Here is a 17,588-nt window from a genome sequence, read left to right on the forward strand (position 1 = left end):
GCAAGGCCGGCGCCCGATTGTTCTTCCTGCCGCAATACTCTCCCGATCTCAATCCGATCGAAAAGCTCTTTGCCAAGATCAAGCACGAGCTGCGTAAGGCGCAGGCCCGAACCCGACAGGCTGTCGATGACGCGCTGGCAGCCACCCTTCAAACCGTCTCGCCGAAAGAGTGCCAAAACTACTTCAGGGAAGCCGGATATGAACAGACCTAAAACAATCCCGCTCTAGCGCAATTCCAGGAAAAGTGCGAAGCGGTTTTCCGTCCGGAATTGCGTAAAAACAAAAGGCTAGAGCGGTCCTGCGCTCCCGTTAAAAGCTGAACCGCTCTAGCGCATCGGCCCGAAAATGGGAATCGATTTTCGGAAAGCACGATGCGTAGATTCAAAGTGTTAGTGCGTCCGAAAGGACGCACGGCGCTCCAACGTCGCGGCTTTTTTATTGATGCCGTGGGCACTTCCGGTTAACCGGAACACTCACGGCAAAACGGGGAACAGATCATGCGATGCCTCATTACCGGCGCGGCCGGCTTTGTCGGTGGGCCTCTCGTCGAAAGACTGCATGGGGAGCGGATATGCGAGCTTGCGGTAACGACGCGATCTGCAGCCGCCAGCTTCCCGACATCTGTGCGGCATTTTCCCGTCGAGATAACAAGCGAAACCGATTGGACAGCGGTTCTCGAGGGTATCGATGTCATCGTCCATCTCGCCGCTCGTGTTCACATCATGAACGACCGCGCAGCCGATCCGCTTGCGGAATTTCGTCGGATCAACACCGCCGCTACGTTGAACCTCGCCGAGCAGGCCGCCCGCGCGGGCGCAAAAAGGTTCGTCTTCATCAGCAGCATCAAGGTCAATGGCGAGGAAAACGATCGACCCTTCCGGCACGACGATACGCCAATGCCGATCGATCCCTATGGCATTTCAAAGCTGGAAACTGAAATCGGACTGCATGAAATCGCCGCCCGAACAGGCATGGAAGTCGTGATCATTCGCCCGCCGCTCGTCTATGGACCCGGCGCGAGGGGCAACTTCGCCCTGCTCGTCGGACTTGTCGGGAAGAAGATACCGCTCCCTTTCGCGTCGCTGAAGAACCGCCGGACATTGGTCGCGCTTCCAAATCTCGTCGATCTGATCATCACCGGGATGAAGCATCCCGGCGCAGCCGGCCAGACCTTTCTCGCGGGTGATGGAGTAGATCTTTCGACTCCCGGGCTTATCGAAGGGATTGCCGCAGGATTGGGCGTCAAACCGATGCTGCTCCCCTTCCCCCCCGCCTTGTTGCAGATGGGCGCGAGGGTCACCGGAAAGGCCGCCGTCTACCAGCGTCTTTGCGGTTCCCTGCAGGTCGATATATCCCATGCCCGCGACGTGCTCGGCTGGTCGCCCGTCGTCACGCCGCGCGAGGGCCTGAAGCTTGCGGTGACGTAACCGCTACTCGCTCGTCACGCCGTGGAACGGACGCACTTCGCGGCCGGGCATGAAGACGCCGAGGCGTTTGATTTCCCATTCGAGCTTGATGCCGTCTTTTTCGAAGACCTCGCGACGCACCTGTTCGCCGAGATATTCGAGGTCGTAGCCGGTTGCCTGCCCCATGTTGATCATGAAGTTGCAGTGAAGCGACGACATCTGCGCTCCGCCGATGACGAGGCCACGGCAGCCTGCCTCGTCGATCAGTTTCCAGGCCGAATGGCCGGTCGGGTTCTTGAAGGTTGAGCCGCCGGTCTTTTCGCGCACTGGCTGCACCGTCTCGCGGTGATTGCGCACGGCGTCCATCTCGGCGCGGATCTGCGCGCGCTCTTCCGGATAGCCCTCGAACAGCACGGAGGTGAAGATCAGATCTGTCGATGCGGTCGAATGCCGGTAGGAGTAGCCCATCTCGGCATTGGAAAGCACATGCTTGTCGCCCTTGCGGTCGACCGCATGGACTTCGATCAGCCGCTCGCGCGTCTCCACGCCGTTGGCCCCGGCATTCATGCGCGCCGCGCCGCCGATGCCGCCGGGAATGCCGTAGAGGAAATGGAAGCCGCCGATGCCGTTGTCCATCGCCATCGCCGCCAGATGTTTATCAGGGCAGATGGCGCCGGCGAGAATCCGGTTTTCGCCGGTAAGCTCGACGAAGCCGAACCCCTTGGCCGACAGGCGCAGCACGACGCCGGGAATGCCGCCGTCGCGTACCAGGATGTTGGAGCCGACGCCGACCACCGTCAGCGGCACCTCTTCCGGCAATATCTTCAGGAAGGCGACGAGATCGTCGATGTCATGCGGCTGGAACATCAGCTCGGCCAGACCGCCAGCCCTGAACCAGGTGACACGGTCCATAGGGGCATCCGGCGTGATACGGCCGCGGATATCCTTTACACCGTCTCCGAGAGACGCGAGAAGCTTTTCTCCATTCACCTGTTTCATACGGACTTTCCCGATAGGCCTTCCAGTTGCTTGGGCAGCGCCGCCGCCCAGGATGTGATGCTCCCAGCCCCCAACAGAACCACGAAATCGCCAGGCTTTGCAACCTCCGCGACCATCTGCGGCAAAAGCTCCGCCGAGCTTAGAAAGCGGGCGTCGCGATGGCCGCCGGATTTGATGCGCGAGACCAGCGACACGGAATCGATACCCTCGATCGGATCCTCACCCGCCGCATAGACGGGTGCCAGGAAGATGCTGTCGGCATCGTTGAAGCAGGCGGCGAATTCCTCAAACAGGCTCGCAAGACGGCTAAAGCGATGCGGTTGGTGGACGGCGATGACACGCCCCTTGCAGGATTCTCGGGCGGCGCGCAGCACTGCCTTGATCTCGACGGGATGGTGGCCGTAATCGTCGAATATCTGCACGCCGTTCCACTCGCCGGTCAGCGTGAACCGGCGCTTGACGCCACCGAAGGAGGCAAGCCCCTTGGCGATATCTGCGCTCGATATGCCGAGCCGGTTGGCAACGGCGATCGCCGCCGTTGCGTTGGAAATATTATGGCGCCCCGGCATCGGCATGACCAGCCCCTTGAGCTCGATAATTTGGCCGGTGCGGCGGCGACGGATTTCGACGTCAAAGATCGAGCGCGTGCCGTCGATGCGCACATTCATGAAACGCACGTCGGCTTGCGGGTTTTCGCCATAGGTAATGATCTTGCGGTCCTCGATGCGGCCGACCAGCGACTGCACCTCAGGATGGTCGAGGCACATGACGCCGAAGCCGTAGAACGGCACATTCTCGACGAATTGCCGGAAGGCGGCGCGCACAGCATCAAAATTGCCGTAATGGTCGAGATGTTCCGGGTCGATATTGGTGATGACGGCGACATCGGCCGGAAGCTTCAGGAAGGTGCCGTCCGATTCATCGGCCTCGACCACCATCCACTCGCCCTCGCCCATGCGGGCATTGGTGCCGTAGGCATTGATGATGCCGCCATTGATGACAGTCGGGTCGAGCCCGCCGGCTTCGAGCAGCGCGGCGACCAGCGAGGTGGTCGTCGTCTTGCCATGCGTGCCGCCGATGGCGATCGCATTGCGGAAGCGCATCAGCTCGGCCAGCATTTCGGCACGGCGCACCACCGGCAGCAGCTTTTCGCGCGCGGCGATGAGCTCCGGATTGCTCTTCTTGATCGCCGTAGAGACGACGACGACTTCAGCGTCACCCAGGTTTTCGGCTCGGTGGCCGACGAACACCTCGATGCCCTTGTCGCGCAGGCGCTGGACATTGGCACTGTCGGCCTGGTCCGATCCCTGCACCTTGTGGCCGAGATTGTGCAGCACTTCGGCAATGCCGCTCATACCGATGCCGCCGATGCCGATGAAATGGACGAGACCGATCGTCTTCGGCAGTTTCATGCGCGTGTCCTCTTGAATTCCGCAATTGTATGTCTGGCGGCAATAGCCTCAACCATGTCGGCAAGCAAGTTCGCGGCATCGGGTTTCCCGGCGAGTTTCGCCGCCGCCGCCATGTGCGAAAGCTTTTCCGGATCATTCATGACAGCCGTCAGTATCGCCGCGATCTTCTCCGGCGAAAGCTCCGACTGGGCGATCACCTTCGCCCCGCCGGTCGCCGCGAGTGCCGCCGCATTCGCCGCCTGGTCGTGATCGAGAGCGTGCGGGTAAGGCACGAGCACGGCAGGCCGGCCGATGACGGAGATTTCCGAAACCGTTGAGGCGCCCGATCGGCAGATGACGAGATGCGCCCTCGCCAGCCTCTCGGCCATGTCGGTAAAGAAGGGTGCAATGTCGGCCCCCATCTCGAGCTTGGCGACGCAGCCGCTGACCATCTCCATGTCCTCAGGACGCACCTGCTGGGTGATGCGCAGACGCACGCGAAGCGCGTCGTCGAGCAGGCTGATCGCCGTCGGCAGCGCCTTGGAGAAATATTGCGCGCCTTGGCTGCCGCCGAAGACGACGAGGTTGAAGGCCTCACCCGGATGCGACGGCGTGTAAGGCACCTCGGCCGCGGCGATGATCGCCGGCCGGACCGGATTGCCTGTCGTCACCGTCTTGTCTGGAAAGGCAGCGCCCCCCTCCGGCAGGAAGCCGCCGGCAATGGCCTGCACGCGGGTTGCCAAGGCTTTGTTGGCGCGCCCCATCACCGCATTCTGCTCGTGGATCATCGAGGGCACGCCGAGCCGGGTGGCGGCAAGCAGCGGCGGCACGGTGGGATAACCGCCGAAACCGACGACGATAACGGGCCGCAGCCGCTGGATCAGCTTCTTTGCCGCCCGCATGCCGCTCCAGAGTGTCCACAGCGAACGGGCGACGGCGATCGGGTTCTTCGAGCCTATCGTCGCCGACGGTACGACATGGATCTCCTCGGCCGGGAACTTGCCGGCATAGTGCTCGGCCCGGCTGTCCGTGACGAGATGCACCGAATAGCCGCGCTCCTTCAGCTTGAAGGCCAAAGCCTCCGCCGGGAACACATGGCCGCCGGTTCCCCCGGCGGCAAGCAGCGCGATGCCTTTGCTCATGGTCTCCTACTCCGCCGGCACGCCGTGCGGGACGCGGAAGAGGCTCCGGTCCTGCGCGCGTTTTTCCGGTCGATGGCGCGTCAGCGCCAGAATGAAGCCGGCGGTGACGCAGATCGCCACCATAGACGAGCCGCCATAAGAAATCAGCGGCAGCGTCATACCCTTCGCCGGCAGCAGTTCGAGATTGACGCCGATATTGATGATCGACTGGATGCCCATCTGCAGCACCAGGCCGGCGACGGCGAAGCGGTTGAAGTCGTTGCGCTCGCGATAGGCATGCGAGAGGCCACGCAGCACCAGCACGGTAAACAGCGCGACGAGCGCCATGCAGAAGACAATGCCGAACTCTTCGGCCGCGACCGAGAAGATGAAGTCGGTATGCGCATCCGGGATGATGCGCTTGACGATGCCTTCGCCCGGTCCCTGGCCGAACCAGCTGCCGCGGATGATCGCCTCGCGCGCAGTATCGATCTGGAAAGTATCGCCCTCGCCGGTCATGAACTTGTCTATGCGCAGCGCAACGTGCGGAAAGACGTAATAGGCGCTGAGCAGGCCGCCGGCGCCGCCGATGCCGAGCAGCATGATCCAGATCCACGGCATGCCGGCCATGAAGAACATCCCGCCCCAGACGGCAGTGGTCAGGATGGTCTGGCCGAGGTCCGGCTGCGCGATGAGAAGGGCCGCGACGATGCCGAAGAGGATGATGGCAAAGAGATTGCCGGGGATCTCCGGCTGGCGCGCATGTTCGGCAAACAGCCAGGCGCAGACGACGACGAAGGCGGGCTTCATGAATTCCGACGGCTGGATGGAAAGGCCGGCGATCCAGATCCAGCGCCTGCCACCCTTGACCTCCTGCCCGACGAACAGCACCAGCACCATCATCGCGACCGAGACGATCAGGATCAGGATCGCGGTGCGCCGCACCTGACGCGGCGTCAGGAACGACAGCCCGAGCATGACGCCGATCGAAGGGATCATGAAGGCGGCATGGCGTTTGACGAAGTGGAAGGGCTCCAGCCCGATGCGCTCGGCGACCGCAGGAGATGCCGCAAACGACAGCATGAAGCCGATGCCCATCAGGAAGATGAACATTGCCAGGAAGAAGCGGTCGATGGTCCAGAACCAATCGGCCAGAGGCCCACGTTCCGCGCGGCTTACCATGTCATTTCTCTCCTGTTGCCGGACCGATCAGCATCGCAATCCCGTCAAGCGCCGCCACGTGGCCGACGAAGGCTTCGCCCCTGACTTCGAAATTCTTATACTGGTCGAAGCTTGCGCAAGCCGGGGATAACAGTACGGTCGAAGCGGCGCTCTCGTCGCGTTCGGCATCGGCGGCCGCATGCGCGACGGCGCGCTCCAGCGTGTCCGAGATTTCGTAAGGAACAGCCTCGCCGAGCGTCGCGGCGAATTCCGCCGCCGCCTCGCCGATCAGATAGGCCTTGGCGATGCGCGGAAAATAGGGAGCGAGCGTCGTGATCCCGCCAGCCTTCGGCAGGCCGCCGGCAATCCAGTAGATGCGATCATAGCTCGAAAGGGCCGGCGCCGCGGCATCTGCATTGGTCGCCTTGGAATCGTTGACGAAAACGACGCGGCCACGCTGTCCGACCGGCTGCATGCGGTGCTTGAGGCCGGGGAACGAGGCAAGGCCGGCGCGGATGTCTTCGGCGGAAACCCCGACGGCGAGGCAGGCAGCGACGGCTGCAGCTGCGTTCTGCGCATTGTGGCTGCCGCGCAGCGTCTGGATGCCGTCGAGATCGACGAAAGGCAGCATCGCACCGCCGGCAGCCTGGATGAGTTTGGTGCCCTCGGCATAAATGCCGTCGGCCAGCACATTGCGGCGCGAAATACGGACCACCTTGACGCCTGCCCGCTCGACACGGTCGGCGATCAGCGCCGAATGGCTGTCGTCGACGCCGACGATCGCGACATCGCTGCCGGCGACCATCCTTTCCTTGATATCGGCATAATGCTGCATTGTGCCGTGACGGTCGAGATGATCGGGCGTCAGGTTGAGCAGGATGCCGGCCGAAGGGTCCAGTGTCGGCGCCAGATCGATCTGGTAGGAGGAGCATTCGACGACGTAATAGCGCTCGGCCTTCGGCGGATCGAGCGTCAGCACCGCCGTGCCGATGTTGCCGCCGAGCTGCGTGTCGTAGCCGGCGGATTTCAGGATATGGGCGATCAACGCCGTCGTGGTCGACTTGCCGTTGGTGCCTGTTATGGCGATGAAAGGGCAATCCGGCGCATGGGCGCGGCGCTCGCGCACGAAGAGTTCGACGTCACCGACAATATCGACGCCGGCCGCGCGGGCAAGATCGACAGTCCAATGCCGCTTCGGATGGGTGAGCGGCACGCCGGGCGACAGCACGAACAGCGCCTGCTGGCTCCAGTCGATGCTGTGCAGGTCTTCCGTCCTGATGCCTTCGGCCGCGGCCTTGGCGACGCTGTCGGGATTGTCGTCCCAGGCGGTCACCTTGGCACCGCCGGATATCAGCGCCCGGGCGGTGGCAAAGCCGGAGCCGCCGAGCCCGAAGAGCACGACCTTCCTGTCCTTGAGCGTCGTGACCGGGATCATCGCCGCCTCACCGGAGCTTCAGCGTCGAAAGGCCGAGCATCGCAAGGCCGACGGCAACGATCCAGAAGCGGATCACCACCTGGCTCTCGGTCCAGCCCTTCTTCTCGAAGTGATGATGGATCGGCGCCATCAGGAAGACGCGCCGGCCAGTCATCTTGAAGAAGCCGACCTGGATGATGACCGACAGCGTCTCGATGACGAAGAGGCCGCCGATGATCGCCATGACGATCTCGTGCTTGGTAGCGACGGCGACGGTGCCGATCGTGCCGCCGAGTGCCAGCGACCCCGTGTCGCCCATAAAGATGGCAGCCGGCGGTGCATTGAACCAGAGGAAGCCGAGACCAGCGCCGATGACGGCGCCAAGCACGACGGCGAGTTCGCCGGTGCCGGGCACGAAATTGATCTGCAGGTAATTCGCAAAGACCACGTTGCCGGCGAGATAGGCGATGACGCCGAAGGAGGCGGCGGCGATCATCACAGGTACGATGGCAAGTCCGTCGAGACCGTCCGTCAGGTTGACGGCATTGCCGGCGCCGACAATGACGAAGCCGCCGAAGACGACGAACATGATGCCGATATTGATCATGAAGTCCTTGAAGAAGGGAAAGGCAATCGAGGAGCCGAAGGTCGAGCCGGCAATCCCCGAGGCAAGGGCGGTGCGCATCATGAAATAGACGGCGATGCCGGCGATGAGGAATTCGATGCCGAGACGCGCCTTGCCGGAAAAGCCCATATGGCTCTGCTTCGTGACTTTAAGGTAATCGTCGTAGAAGCCGATCGCGCCGAAGCCCAGCGTCACCAGCAGCGTGGCGACGACATAGACGTTGGAAAGATCGGCCCACAGCAACGATGCGCCGACGATGCCGGCGAGGATCATCAGCCCGCCCATGGTTGGTGTGCCGGCCTTCTTGAAATGCGTCTGAGGCCCGTCGGCGCGGATCGGCTGGCCCTTCCCTTGGCGGATTCGCAGCGAATTGATGATCGTCGGCCCGAACAGGAAGACGATCAGCGCTGAGGTGAAGAGAGCGGCGCCCGTGCGGAAGGTAATATATCTGAACAGATTCAGAAATTTGAAATATTCCGACAGTTCGACAAGCCAGATCAGCATTCAGGGCCCCTTGTTTACCCGATCAAAATTCGCGTTGCGTGTCGGCAAATGGCGGGAACTTGTCAAGGAGCGCGGCGACGATCTTGCCGAAACCGATGCCCAGAGACGATTTCACCATCAACACGTCGCCTGGCGCGACCGAGTTCAATACATAGTCCGTCAATTCGCTCGTGTTCTCGCGATATTCGACATGGACGATTTCCGGCAACGATTCCTTGAGCGCAGCCATTTCCGCTCCGGCCAGCCAGACATGTTCGATACCGGCGGCAAGCAGCGGCACCGCAAGGTCGGTATGGACCTTCTGCGCATAGTCGCCCATCTCAAGCATGTCGCCGAGCACGGCGATACGGCGTCCGCGGCCGGTCGGCTCGGAAGCCGCCAGCAGCGCGATCGCCGCGCGCATCGAGGCCGGATTGGCATTGTAGCTCTCGTCGATCAGCGTGAAGCTGCCGCCGCCGATCGAAAGCCGGTGGCGCTTGCCCCTGCCCTTTTGCGGCCTTAGCGTCGCAAGCGCTTCGATCGCCTTCTCCATATCGGCGCCGACAATCCTGACGACGCCGAGCGCTGCGAGCGCATTCTCGGCGATATGGCGGCCCGGCGCGCCGAGCGCAACTTCCAGCGTCTCGCCGCCGATCGTCAGCCACAGCGTCGAATTCTCGTCGGAGCCATTGAATTCTGCGAGCCGGAATTCGGCTTTGGCATGCTGGCCGAAGGAATGGATATGCTCGATGCCGTGCGATTGCGCCGTGCGGTCGAGGAAATTGAACTGGTCGTTATCGCGGTTGAGCACCACATGCCCACCGGATTCGAGCCCCTCGAAGATCTCGGCCTTGGCGGCGGCGATTTCCTTGATGTTCTTGAAATTGCCGAGATGCGCCGGCGCGATCGTCGTGATGATGGCGACATCGGGACGAATCATCGCCACCAGCGGCCGGATCTCGCCGGGGTGGTTCATCCCGACTTCGAAGACGCCGTAATCCGTATCCTCAGGCATGCGTGCCAGCGTCAGCGGCACGCCCCAATGATTGTTGAAGGAGGCGACGGAGGCGTGCACCTTGCCGGAGGGCGACAGCACATGCCGCAGCATTTCCTTGGTGGTCGTCTTTCCCACAGATCCCGTCACCGCGATGATCTGGGCCTTTGAGCGCTCGCGCGAGGCAAGGCCAAGCCGGCCGAGTGCCGCGAGCACGTCTTCCACGACGATCATCGGCACTGTCAGCCGACCCATCGCGGGAAGCCTCGCCTCGCTGACGACGAGAAGGGAGGCACCGTTCGCCATCGCCATCGATGCGTAGTCGTGACCGTCGACACGGTCGCCCTTGATCGCGAAGAAGACTTCGCCTGGGGCGATCGAGCGGCTGTCGATGGAGATGCCGGTGATGCCTTCGGGCGGAGTGCCGAAGGGGCGCCCCGCCATCGCCGCGATCATGTCTTCGGTCGTCCAGAGCCAGCTCAAGATTTCAGGTCCTCCAAGGCCTTGCGCACCTCCGCATGATCGGAAAACGGCAGAGTGACGTCGCCGATCGTCTGCCCTTCCTCATGCCCCTTGCCGGCGACGATCAGCGTATCACCGGATCTCAGCATACCGACTGCCTCGCGGATCGCCGTGGCGCGATCGGCAATTTCCGCGGCGCAGTTTGCTGCCGCCATGATCTCCGCCCGGATCGAGGCCGGCTCCTCCGAACGCGGATTATCGTCGGTGACGATCACGACGTTGGCAAGTCGGCAGGCGATTTCGCCCATGATCGGCCGCTTGCCGCGGTCACGGTCGCCGCCGCAGCCGAAGACGACGATGACGCGGCCGGTGGTGAAGGGTCTGACCGAGCCCAGCACGTTTTCCAGCGCGTCCGGCTTGTGGGCGTAGTCGACATAAGCGAGCGCGCCGTCTTTCGTATGGCCGACAAGTTCGAGACGGCCGGACGCGCCGACGAGCTTCTCGAGCGCGGCCATCGCAACCTTCGCCTCAACGCCGGTCGACATGGCAAGACCCGCCGCGACCAGCGCGTTGGCCACCTGAAAGTCGCCGGCCAGCGGAATGTCCACCTCGAAGATCTCGCCGCCGATATGGATCTCGGCCATTTGCTTGTGGCGGAAGTGCTCGACGCGCTTCAACGAGAGGTAGTTGCCCTTTCGCCCGACGGTACGAACGTCGTGACCGGCATCGGTCGCGGCCTTGATCGCCTGCGCCGACCACGGATCGTCAGCGAAGATCACCGCCGGCGATCCCTTCGGCAACAGCGTATCGAAAAGCCGCATCTTGGCGGCCATATAGGCCTCGATCGTCGGATGATAATCCATGTGGTCCCGGCCGAGATTGGTGAAGGCGGCTGCCGCAAGCTTGACGCCGTCGAGCCGGCACTGGTCGAGGCCGTGGCTGGAGGCCTCCATCGCGGCATGCGTCACGCCTTCTTCGGCAAGTTCCGCCAGCAGCGCATGCAGCGACACAGGATCGGGCGTCGTCAGCGAGCCATATTCGTTGCGCGTCGGCGAGACGACGCCCGTCGTGCCGATCATCGCGGCCGCGTGGCCGGCATGCGCCCAGATCTGCCGGGTGAAAGAAGCGACGGAGGTTTTGCCCGCGGTGCCGGTGACGGCGACCATAGTATCGGGCTGCCTGCCGTGGAAACGCGCGGCGGCGATGGAAAGGAAACGGCGCGGCTCTTTGACCGCAAGCACCGGGATCGAAGCAGCGACGGCTTGGGAAGCGATCGCGACGGCAGCGCCGCGGCCGGCGGCATCCACGATGAAGCCCACACCGTCCGCCTTGGTGCCGGCGACCGCGACGAAAGCATTGCCCGGCGCCACCTTGCGGCTGTCCGAAGACAGGCCTGAGATATCAAGCAAGCCTGCCGGGCCTTCGAGCTGTGCTTCAAGTTCCGGAAACTGATCTCCGGCCAGGTCTCGCAATTTCATCGAACGCACTTTTCTCTCTTGAATCCGGTTCACCCCTCGCGAATCGGCGTCGATATTCATTCACACTCAATAAGACACCAGCAAGGCCGATCCGCCCTCTCCGAATTTCGGCTCGATACCGAGAATGGGAGCCGCGCGACTGATGATCTCGCGGGCGATCGGGCCTGCGGTACCGGCAGAGATCGTTCCGCCATAGGCCTTCTCACCGGTCTTCGGCTCGTCGCAGAAGGTGATCACGGCATATTTGGGATCGTTGATCGGGAATGCGGCAATGAAGGAATTGAAATTCAGGGTCGCCGAATAACGCCCGTTCACCACCTTGTCGGCCGTGCCGGTCTTGCTGCCGACGGCAAAGCCCGGCACACGGGCGACACGTCCGGACCCCTTGTAACCGTTGAAGTCAAGCAGATAGCGGATATTGTCGCTGGTCGACTTCTTGATCACCTGCGTGGCGATCTCATCGGCCTGTTCGCGCGTGCGCGGCAGGAATGTCGGCTCGATCAGCTTGCCGCCGTTGACGAGAGCGGCAGCCGCCACCCCTGTCTGCAGCGCCGTCGTCGAGACGCCATGGCCGAAGGAAATCGTGATCGAATTGATCTTCTTCCAAACGCGCGGCTGGCTCGGCATCTTCACTTCGGGCAGCTCGGTCTGCATCTTCGTCAACAGGCCGAACTTGGTGAGATAGTCCTTCTGCGCATCGATGCCGACGATGTCGATGACGCGCGCCGTACCGATATTCGAAGAATATTGGAAAATCTCGGGAACAGTCAGCCAGCGGCGCTGCCCGTGAAAATCGTGGATCGTGAAACCGCCGATATAGATCGATTTACTTGCATCGAAACTGTCGGTCATCTTCACCTTGCCGCTATCGAGCGCCATGGCCAGCGAAAAGGTCTTGAAGGTCGAGCCCATTTCGAAGGTGCCGTTGGTCATCCGGTTGAGCCAACCCTCCTTAGCGCCTTCCTGCGGATCGTTCGGATCGAAATCCGGCGCCGATGCCATCGCCAGCACTTCTCCCGTATGCACGTCGATGACCGCAGCACCCGCGCCCTTGGACTGGAAGTTGTTGACGGCGTTGACGACCGCGTCCCGCACGATGTTCTGCACGCGCAGGTCGATCGATAGCCGCACTGGCTCGAGCGGCTGGTCGCTGGTCATGCCGACGGAGGCGAGATCGGCCAGCCCCTGGTCGTCGATAAATTTCTCCATGCCGGCGACACCGCGGTTGTCGATGTTGACGTAACCGAGGATATGCGCGGCGGTCGAGCCGCCCGGATAGAAGCGGCGCTTCTCCGGCCGGAAGCCGATGCCGGGAATGCCGAGCGCCAGGATCTGGCTCTGCTGCTTCGGCGTCAGCTGCCGGCGCAGCCAAGCGAAATGCGAGGTCTTGACCGAGAGTTTCTTGTAGGTGTCCTTGACGTCGAGCTCGGGCAGCACCGTCGCAAGCTTCTCGACCGCCTCGTCGGCGTCGACGATCTTGTTCGGTTCGGCAAACAGCGAGACGGTACGGATGTCCGTCGCCAGCACCTCGCCGTTACGGTCGAGAATGTCGGGGCGCGAGGCCATCAGCCGGTCGGGCGGCAGGATGCTGGAGACGACCTCCTGGTCCTTCATCGCATATTCGACGAGACGGCCGCCGATGACGGCGTAGACACCCATGAAGCCAAGGATCAGCAGGCCGACGCGGCTTTTCGCCTGCCCCGATTTTTTCTTGCGCGATCCCTCGATCGCCAGGCCGGCGGGGGAAGGACCACCGAAGCGGTTATAGACGCCGGCGGAGAAATGCGCCTGGCTCTTCAAAACCATGATGCGGGAAAGAAACGACATTATTCCTCCACCGATCCGGTTTCGATCTGATCTGCATCCTCTGCCTCACCGCGTGGCGCAGGCATTGGAACGGGTTGCGCCTTGGCGGTGGCTTGCGCGCCCTTGGCAGTGTCTGGCGCGCGCTTGGCACTGGCCTCGATCGCGCTCTTGGCGCTGGCCACGGTCGCGCCTTTGGCGCCGGCCTCGGTCGCGCTCTTGGCGCTGGCCTCGGTCGCGCTCTTGGCGCTGGCCTCGGTCGCGCTCTTGGCGCTGGCCACGGTCGCGCTCTTGGCGCTGACCTTGGCCTCCGTCACATCAGGCACGGGCATCTCGGATTTCAGCATCGGCAATTCCTTGGCATGCACCAGCGCCGTCGATTCCGTCGGCTGCAGCTTCAATTCGTCATTATAGGCTCTGACTAGTCGCTCCAGCCGGTTCGGCTGCGATTGCAGCGCCCAGTCGGCCTTGAGAAGGTCGATCGTGTCCTTCTCGAGCTTGATCTCGGCTTCGAGGCGGTGAACCTCCTCGAGCTTTAATTCGGCGCGGTGCTTGATCGTGTAGGTTACGGCGGCAGTGGCCGTCATGACGCCGATGAGCACAAGATCGAACGTTTTCAGCATATCAACCACCAAGCTTTCCGAGGCTGGCAAGATTGGGAAACCCGAAGAGCGACATATCCGCGGCCTCGGCGGCAGCGTCCGTCCTCAGGCCGGCACGCAGCTTGGCGGAGCGGGCGCGCGGATTGATCTCCGCCTCAGCCTCGCTTGCCGAAACCATCGGCTTGCCGATGATCTCAAAGGTCGCTGCCCGCTCGTGTGCGACCGGCAGGTGCCGCGAACCTGACGCCTTGCCGGCGCGGTCGGAGAAGAATTTCTTGACGATGCGGTCTTCGAGCGAATGGAAGGTGACGACGACGAGCCGCCCGCCTGGCTTCAGCGACGTTTCCGCCGCAAACAGCGCCTGCGCCAGCTCGCCGAGCTCGTCATTGACGAAGATGCGCAATGCCTGGAAGACGCGCGTTGCCGGATGGATCTTGTCCTTCATCTTGCGCGGCGTGACGAGTTCGATGAGGCCGGCGAGATCGCGCGTCGTTTCGAACGGCTTTTCGGCGCGGCGCTTCTCGATCGCATGGGCGATGCGCGGCGCCTGGCTTTCCTCACCGAGAAAATGGAAGATGCGGATGAGATCGGCGACCTTGGCGCGGTTGACGACATCGGCGGCCGAAACGCCTTCCGCCGACATGCGCATGTCGAGCGGCCCTTTTTTCTGAAAGGAGAAGCCGCGCTCGGCCTCGTCGATCTGCATGGAAGAGACGCCGACATCGAGCACGACGCCGTCGAGCCCGCCTGGCGGCGCATGATCGCCAAGATGCGAGAATCGCGAATGAACGAGCCTGAGATGGCCGCCATGGGCAGCGACCATCGCTTGGCCCGCCGCAATTGCCGTCGGATCGCGGTCGAGCGCGATCATGTCGGCGCCGGTCGCCAGGATGGCCGAGCTATAGCCGCCCGCACCAAATGTGCCGTCGAGGATGAGTTTGCCGGGGGCGGGCGCCAGCGCCGCAAGGACTTCGTCGAGAAGAACCGGAATGTGGCGAACCGGTCCGCCACCGGCATCAGTTGAACCTCCGCCAGGATTCGCCACCATTCCGTTCCCTCGTTCTTTCAGGAACGCTTGCCCGCCAGCTTGCGCTCCCCTCGTGCCTGCGCCTGTGCGGCCACAAAAGCCTGCGGCTGCCAGAGCTGAAAATGATCTGCCCGACCGACGAAGGTCACTTCGTCCGAGATGCCAGTGAAGCCCCGAATGAAATCCGTGACCATCAGCCGCCCCTCGGCGTCGAGCTTCATGAAGACCCCGCCTCCATGAATGAGAAGCGACATCTCGTTCGCATCCGGCGAAAACGGATCCTCCGCAGCAATCTGCCGTTCGAATCTTTCGAGAAGATCCGGACCGCCGACGCTGATCGCCGGAAACACAAAGTCCTGAAAGCAATAGAGCTCCTGGACGTTGTGCTGCGCCAGCACAGAACGGAAAGCCGAAGGCACGGAAACCCTGCCCTTGGCGTCGATCCTGTTGGTCGCGTTCGAAAGGAAGCGGCTCATCACACGAAACATCCGTTCCCGCGGGGATCCGGACCAAAAGACGCCCGAAACTCCCGATATCAGGCACAGCTTCGCAAGCCGGATGAGCAAAAACCCCTCCGACGCTTCCGGAGAGGAAGACGCCTTTGCTTTGCGATGAATGGGCAGATGATTGCCCTGGTGCAGTGCGCATTTGGGATAGCATGGGACCATATGGGCGTCAATGGGATGCACCCATTTTGCAATGGACGCATGATCAAAAATTTATAAGCCGTTAAGTTTAACAAAGGGTTAGCGGCGTCATCTTCAAATGACACGCATTGGTACAACTACAAGAAAAATCCATCCTCTGGATGCATAAACATCCGCTTGAAAACAGCCGGTTTCAGCGACTTACGCGGAAAATCCGGCTGTCGCGCCATTAAGATGGTAATCGCCAGTTGGCCTGTAAGCCGGGTTCTGTATGGCTCCGGCGTGAACCGGAACGTGGCAGCCATTCCTCTGGGACAGCGTTCGCACGCTGCCTCACGCAACCCACCCGGATGACTGGCCTGGAAACCGGCCGGAAGGCCTTTCGGCCTGCCACGTCATCCCTATTCGGTCTTGCTCCCGGTGGGGTTTACCGTGCCATTTCCGTTGCCGGAGATGCGGTGGGCTCTTACCCCACCCTTTCACCCTTACCTGTCATGACAGGCGGTTTGCTTTCTGTGGCACTTTCCCTGAGGTCGCCCTCGCCGGACGTTATCCGGCACCGTGTTTCCGTGGAGCCCGGACTTTCCTCACCCTACCGCCTTTCGGCATTGGTAAAGCGCGGCTGCCCAGCCAACTGGCAGGGCTCCCATAAACGAGAGAGATCGCAATTGCTATCGAAATAAACGATATCGCCCAGAGCAATTCCAGCAAAACTGCGCAGCGGTTTTGCGCTCGGAGTTGCGGAACAACAAAAAGAGAGAGCACCTCCGTGATGCGGAGAAAAACGGAAATGCTCTAGCGAAATTGCGGTGTGAAATCTGTGGAATAGCCCTGTTCGCCGACTCCGCCTGACAACAGCAGCTCGGCCCCAAGCCGGCCGATTTCGTCCGAGCTCTTGGCCGAGGTGCCGGCACAGCCGGTCAGCACCGCGATTTGTGGTGATGAGGTGTAGCCAATCATCGGGTAGCCACTTTCCGTATGCGACACGACGCAGGCGGCCGTCGAAATCGAAAGCGGCACGATATCGGGCACCAGACCTTCAACGATGCGTTTGAGATGCGCGCGCACCGTATCGCGGCCCTCGGTCTTGAACCAGGCGCGTATATCGGCGTCGCCGCTAAGTGCCAGATCGTCAGGATCGCCGCCGATCTTCAGATAGAATTTGCCATCGGGATACCGGATCGGCGGCAGCAGGTAGATATCGATGCCGGGCGCCCGGAGAATGAGCGACGGCATCGCGGCCAGGCGCGCAGCATCGGCCTCGCCCACCTCGAAAAGCGCCACGGTCCGGGCATAAACCGTCATGGCAACGGGCCGCGGCAACAGATTCTCCGCAATGGAAAATCCGCCCGCGGCCAGCAGCACCTTTTCACCGCGGCAGGTCCGGCCGCCTGAAGTCTCGACGACAGCCACGCCGCCCTCGCTGCGGATCGAAACGACATAGTCACGAATGACGGTTGCGCCTGCCTTTTCGGCGAGCAGCGACTGCGCCTTGACCAGGCTGCGCGGACTGATGTGGCCGGCCCCCCTCGCCTCGAAGACGCCGCCACCATCGGGAAAGGCGAAAAAGGGAAAAGCGGCCTTCAGGCCGGCCCCATCGAGAAGGCGGGTCTCGACACCGAGCGAGATGGCGGCCTGTCGGGTTCTCTCGAGATAATCGCTCTGCGTCGGCGCCACGACGACGCAGCCGACCTCGCGATAGAAGTCGATGCCGCTGTCGCGGGCAATCTCGCCATATCGGCCGATCGAACGGTTGGCGAGCAGCGCCCAATTGCGGTCGGGATCGATGGTACGGGTGATGCGCCCCTCGTCGTAATGGCTGGCGAAGACGCCCTGATGCGCCTTGCGGTCATCAGGCTCGTCCGGACCGATCACCGCGACACCGTCTACTTGGCGCGCCAGATGCCGCGCCGCCGCTGCCCCCATCAGCCCGCGGCCGACGACGATATATTTGAAATCGACTGCCATGCTTTTC

General features: G+C 62.3%; 15 protein-coding genes and 1 other RNA gene. 2 read left to right on the plus strand and 14 right to left on the minus strand.

Annotated features, from left to right (window positions below; genetic code table 11):
* Positions 1-212, plus strand: a 212-nt coding sequence (locus HFO99_RS28975) for a transposase (protein ID WP_222358238.1), incomplete at its 5' end; no start/stop codon positions are given.
* Positions 213-497: 285 nt separating this feature from the next.
* The gene (locus HFO99_RS28980) at positions 498-1,427 is read left to right on the plus strand and encodes a UDP-glucose 4-epimerase family protein (protein WP_222331516.1); all 930 of its coding nucleotides are present in this window, start codon (positions 498-500) and stop codon (positions 1,425-1,427) included.
* 3 nt (positions 1,428-1,430) lie between these two features.
* Here the strand turns inward: HFO99_RS28980 and murB are convergent, their stop codons facing one another.
* The 14 genes from murB to HFO99_RS29050 all read right to left on the minus strand — a co-directional run bounded on the left by murB (position 1,431) and on the right by HFO99_RS29050 (position 17,581).
* Positions 1,431-2,405 carry a UDP-N-acetylmuramate dehydrogenase gene (gene murB, locus HFO99_RS28985; RefSeq protein ID WP_222331515.1) on the minus strand — a complete coding sequence of 325 codons (975 nt, stop codon included), beginning with the start codon at positions 2,403-2,405 and terminating at the stop codon, positions 1,431-1,433.
* The gene (gene murC, locus HFO99_RS28990; RefSeq protein ID WP_222331514.1) at positions 2,402-3,817 is read right to left on the minus strand and encodes a UDP-N-acetylmuramate--L-alanine ligase; all 1,416 of its coding nucleotides are present in this window, start codon (positions 3,815-3,817) and stop codon (positions 2,402-2,404) included. The genes murB and murC overlap by 4 nt, the downstream gene beginning before the upstream one ends.
* Complete coding sequence (gene murG, locus HFO99_RS28995; protein ID WP_222331513.1) at positions 3,814-4,938, minus strand: undecaprenyldiphospho-muramoylpentapeptide beta-N-acetylglucosaminyltransferase; 1,125 nt, start codon at positions 4,936-4,938, stop codon at positions 3,814-3,816. Before murG ends, murC begins: the two co-directional genes overlap by 4 nt.
* A gap of 6 nt (positions 4,939-4,944) precedes the next feature.
* A complete protein-coding gene (ftsW, locus tag HFO99_RS29000) occupies positions 4,945-6,099 on the minus strand; it encodes a putative lipid II flippase FtsW (RefSeq protein WP_222302573.1) in 1,155 nt (384 codons plus the stop codon).
* A gap of 1 nt (position 6,100) precedes the next feature.
* On the minus strand, positions 6,101-7,513 hold the full coding sequence (gene murD / locus HFO99_RS29005) for a UDP-N-acetylmuramoyl-L-alanine--D-glutamate ligase (protein ID WP_222365122.1): 1,413 nt from the start codon (positions 7,511-7,513) through the stop codon (positions 6,101-6,103).
* A 7-nt stretch (positions 7,514-7,520) separates the two neighbouring features.
* The gene (gene mraY / locus HFO99_RS29010; protein ID WP_222302581.1) at positions 7,521-8,621 is read right to left on the minus strand and encodes a phospho-N-acetylmuramoyl-pentapeptide-transferase; all 1,101 of its coding nucleotides are present in this window, start codon (positions 8,619-8,621) and stop codon (positions 7,521-7,523) included.
* A 22-nt stretch (positions 8,622-8,643) separates the two neighbouring features.
* Positions 8,644-10,077 (minus strand): UDP-N-acetylmuramoylalanyl-D-glutamyl-2,6-diaminopimelate--D-alanyl-D-alanine ligase, encoded by a 1,434-nt coding sequence (locus HFO99_RS29015; RefSeq protein WP_222302584.1) that lies wholly within the window; start codon positions 10,075-10,077, stop codon positions 8,644-8,646.
* Positions 10,074-11,594, minus strand: a complete 1,521-nt coding sequence (locus HFO99_RS29020; protein ID WP_222365123.1) for a UDP-N-acetylmuramoyl-L-alanyl-D-glutamate--2,6-diaminopimelate ligase — start codon at positions 11,592-11,594, stop codon at positions 10,074-10,076. The genes HFO99_RS29015 and HFO99_RS29020 overlap by 4 nt, the downstream gene beginning before the upstream one ends.
* 6 nt (positions 11,595-11,600) lie before the next feature.
* Entirely contained in the window at positions 11,601-13,361 is a 1,761-nt protein-coding gene (locus HFO99_RS29025) for a peptidoglycan D,D-transpeptidase FtsI family protein (protein WP_222247131.1), read from the minus strand.
* Positions 13,361-13,960 (minus strand): hypothetical protein, encoded by a 600-nt coding sequence (locus HFO99_RS29030; RefSeq protein ID WP_222365124.1) that lies wholly within the window; start codon positions 13,958-13,960, stop codon positions 13,361-13,363. The genes HFO99_RS29025 and HFO99_RS29030 overlap by 1 nt, the downstream gene beginning before the upstream one ends.
* Position 13,961: 1 nt before the next feature.
* Entirely contained in the window at positions 13,962-14,987 is a 1,026-nt protein-coding gene (gene rsmH, locus HFO99_RS29035) for a 16S rRNA (cytosine(1402)-N(4))-methyltransferase RsmH (protein WP_222365125.1), read from the minus strand.
* A 17-nt stretch (positions 14,988-15,004) separates the two neighbouring features.
* Positions 15,005-15,442: a division/cell wall cluster transcriptional repressor MraZ gene (gene mraZ, locus HFO99_RS29040; RefSeq protein ID WP_222247125.1), complete on the minus strand. Its 438-nt coding sequence runs from the start codon at positions 15,440-15,442 to the stop codon at positions 15,005-15,007.
* 411 nt (positions 15,443-15,853) lie between these two features.
* Positions 15,854-16,251: RNase P RNA component class A (gene rnpB / locus HFO99_RS29045), an RNA gene on the minus strand.
* Positions 16,252-16,408: 157 nt separating this feature from the next.
* Entirely contained in the window at positions 16,409-17,581 is a 1,173-nt protein-coding gene (locus tag HFO99_RS29050; protein ID WP_222365126.1) for an NAD(P)/FAD-dependent oxidoreductase, read from the minus strand.
* Between the last annotated feature and the right edge of the window lie 7 nt (positions 17,582-17,588).

It is taken from the genome of Rhizobium leguminosarum, from assembly GCF_019798305.1.
GTDB lineage: Bacteria > Pseudomonadota > Alphaproteobacteria > Rhizobiales > Rhizobiaceae > Rhizobium > Rhizobium leguminosarum_U.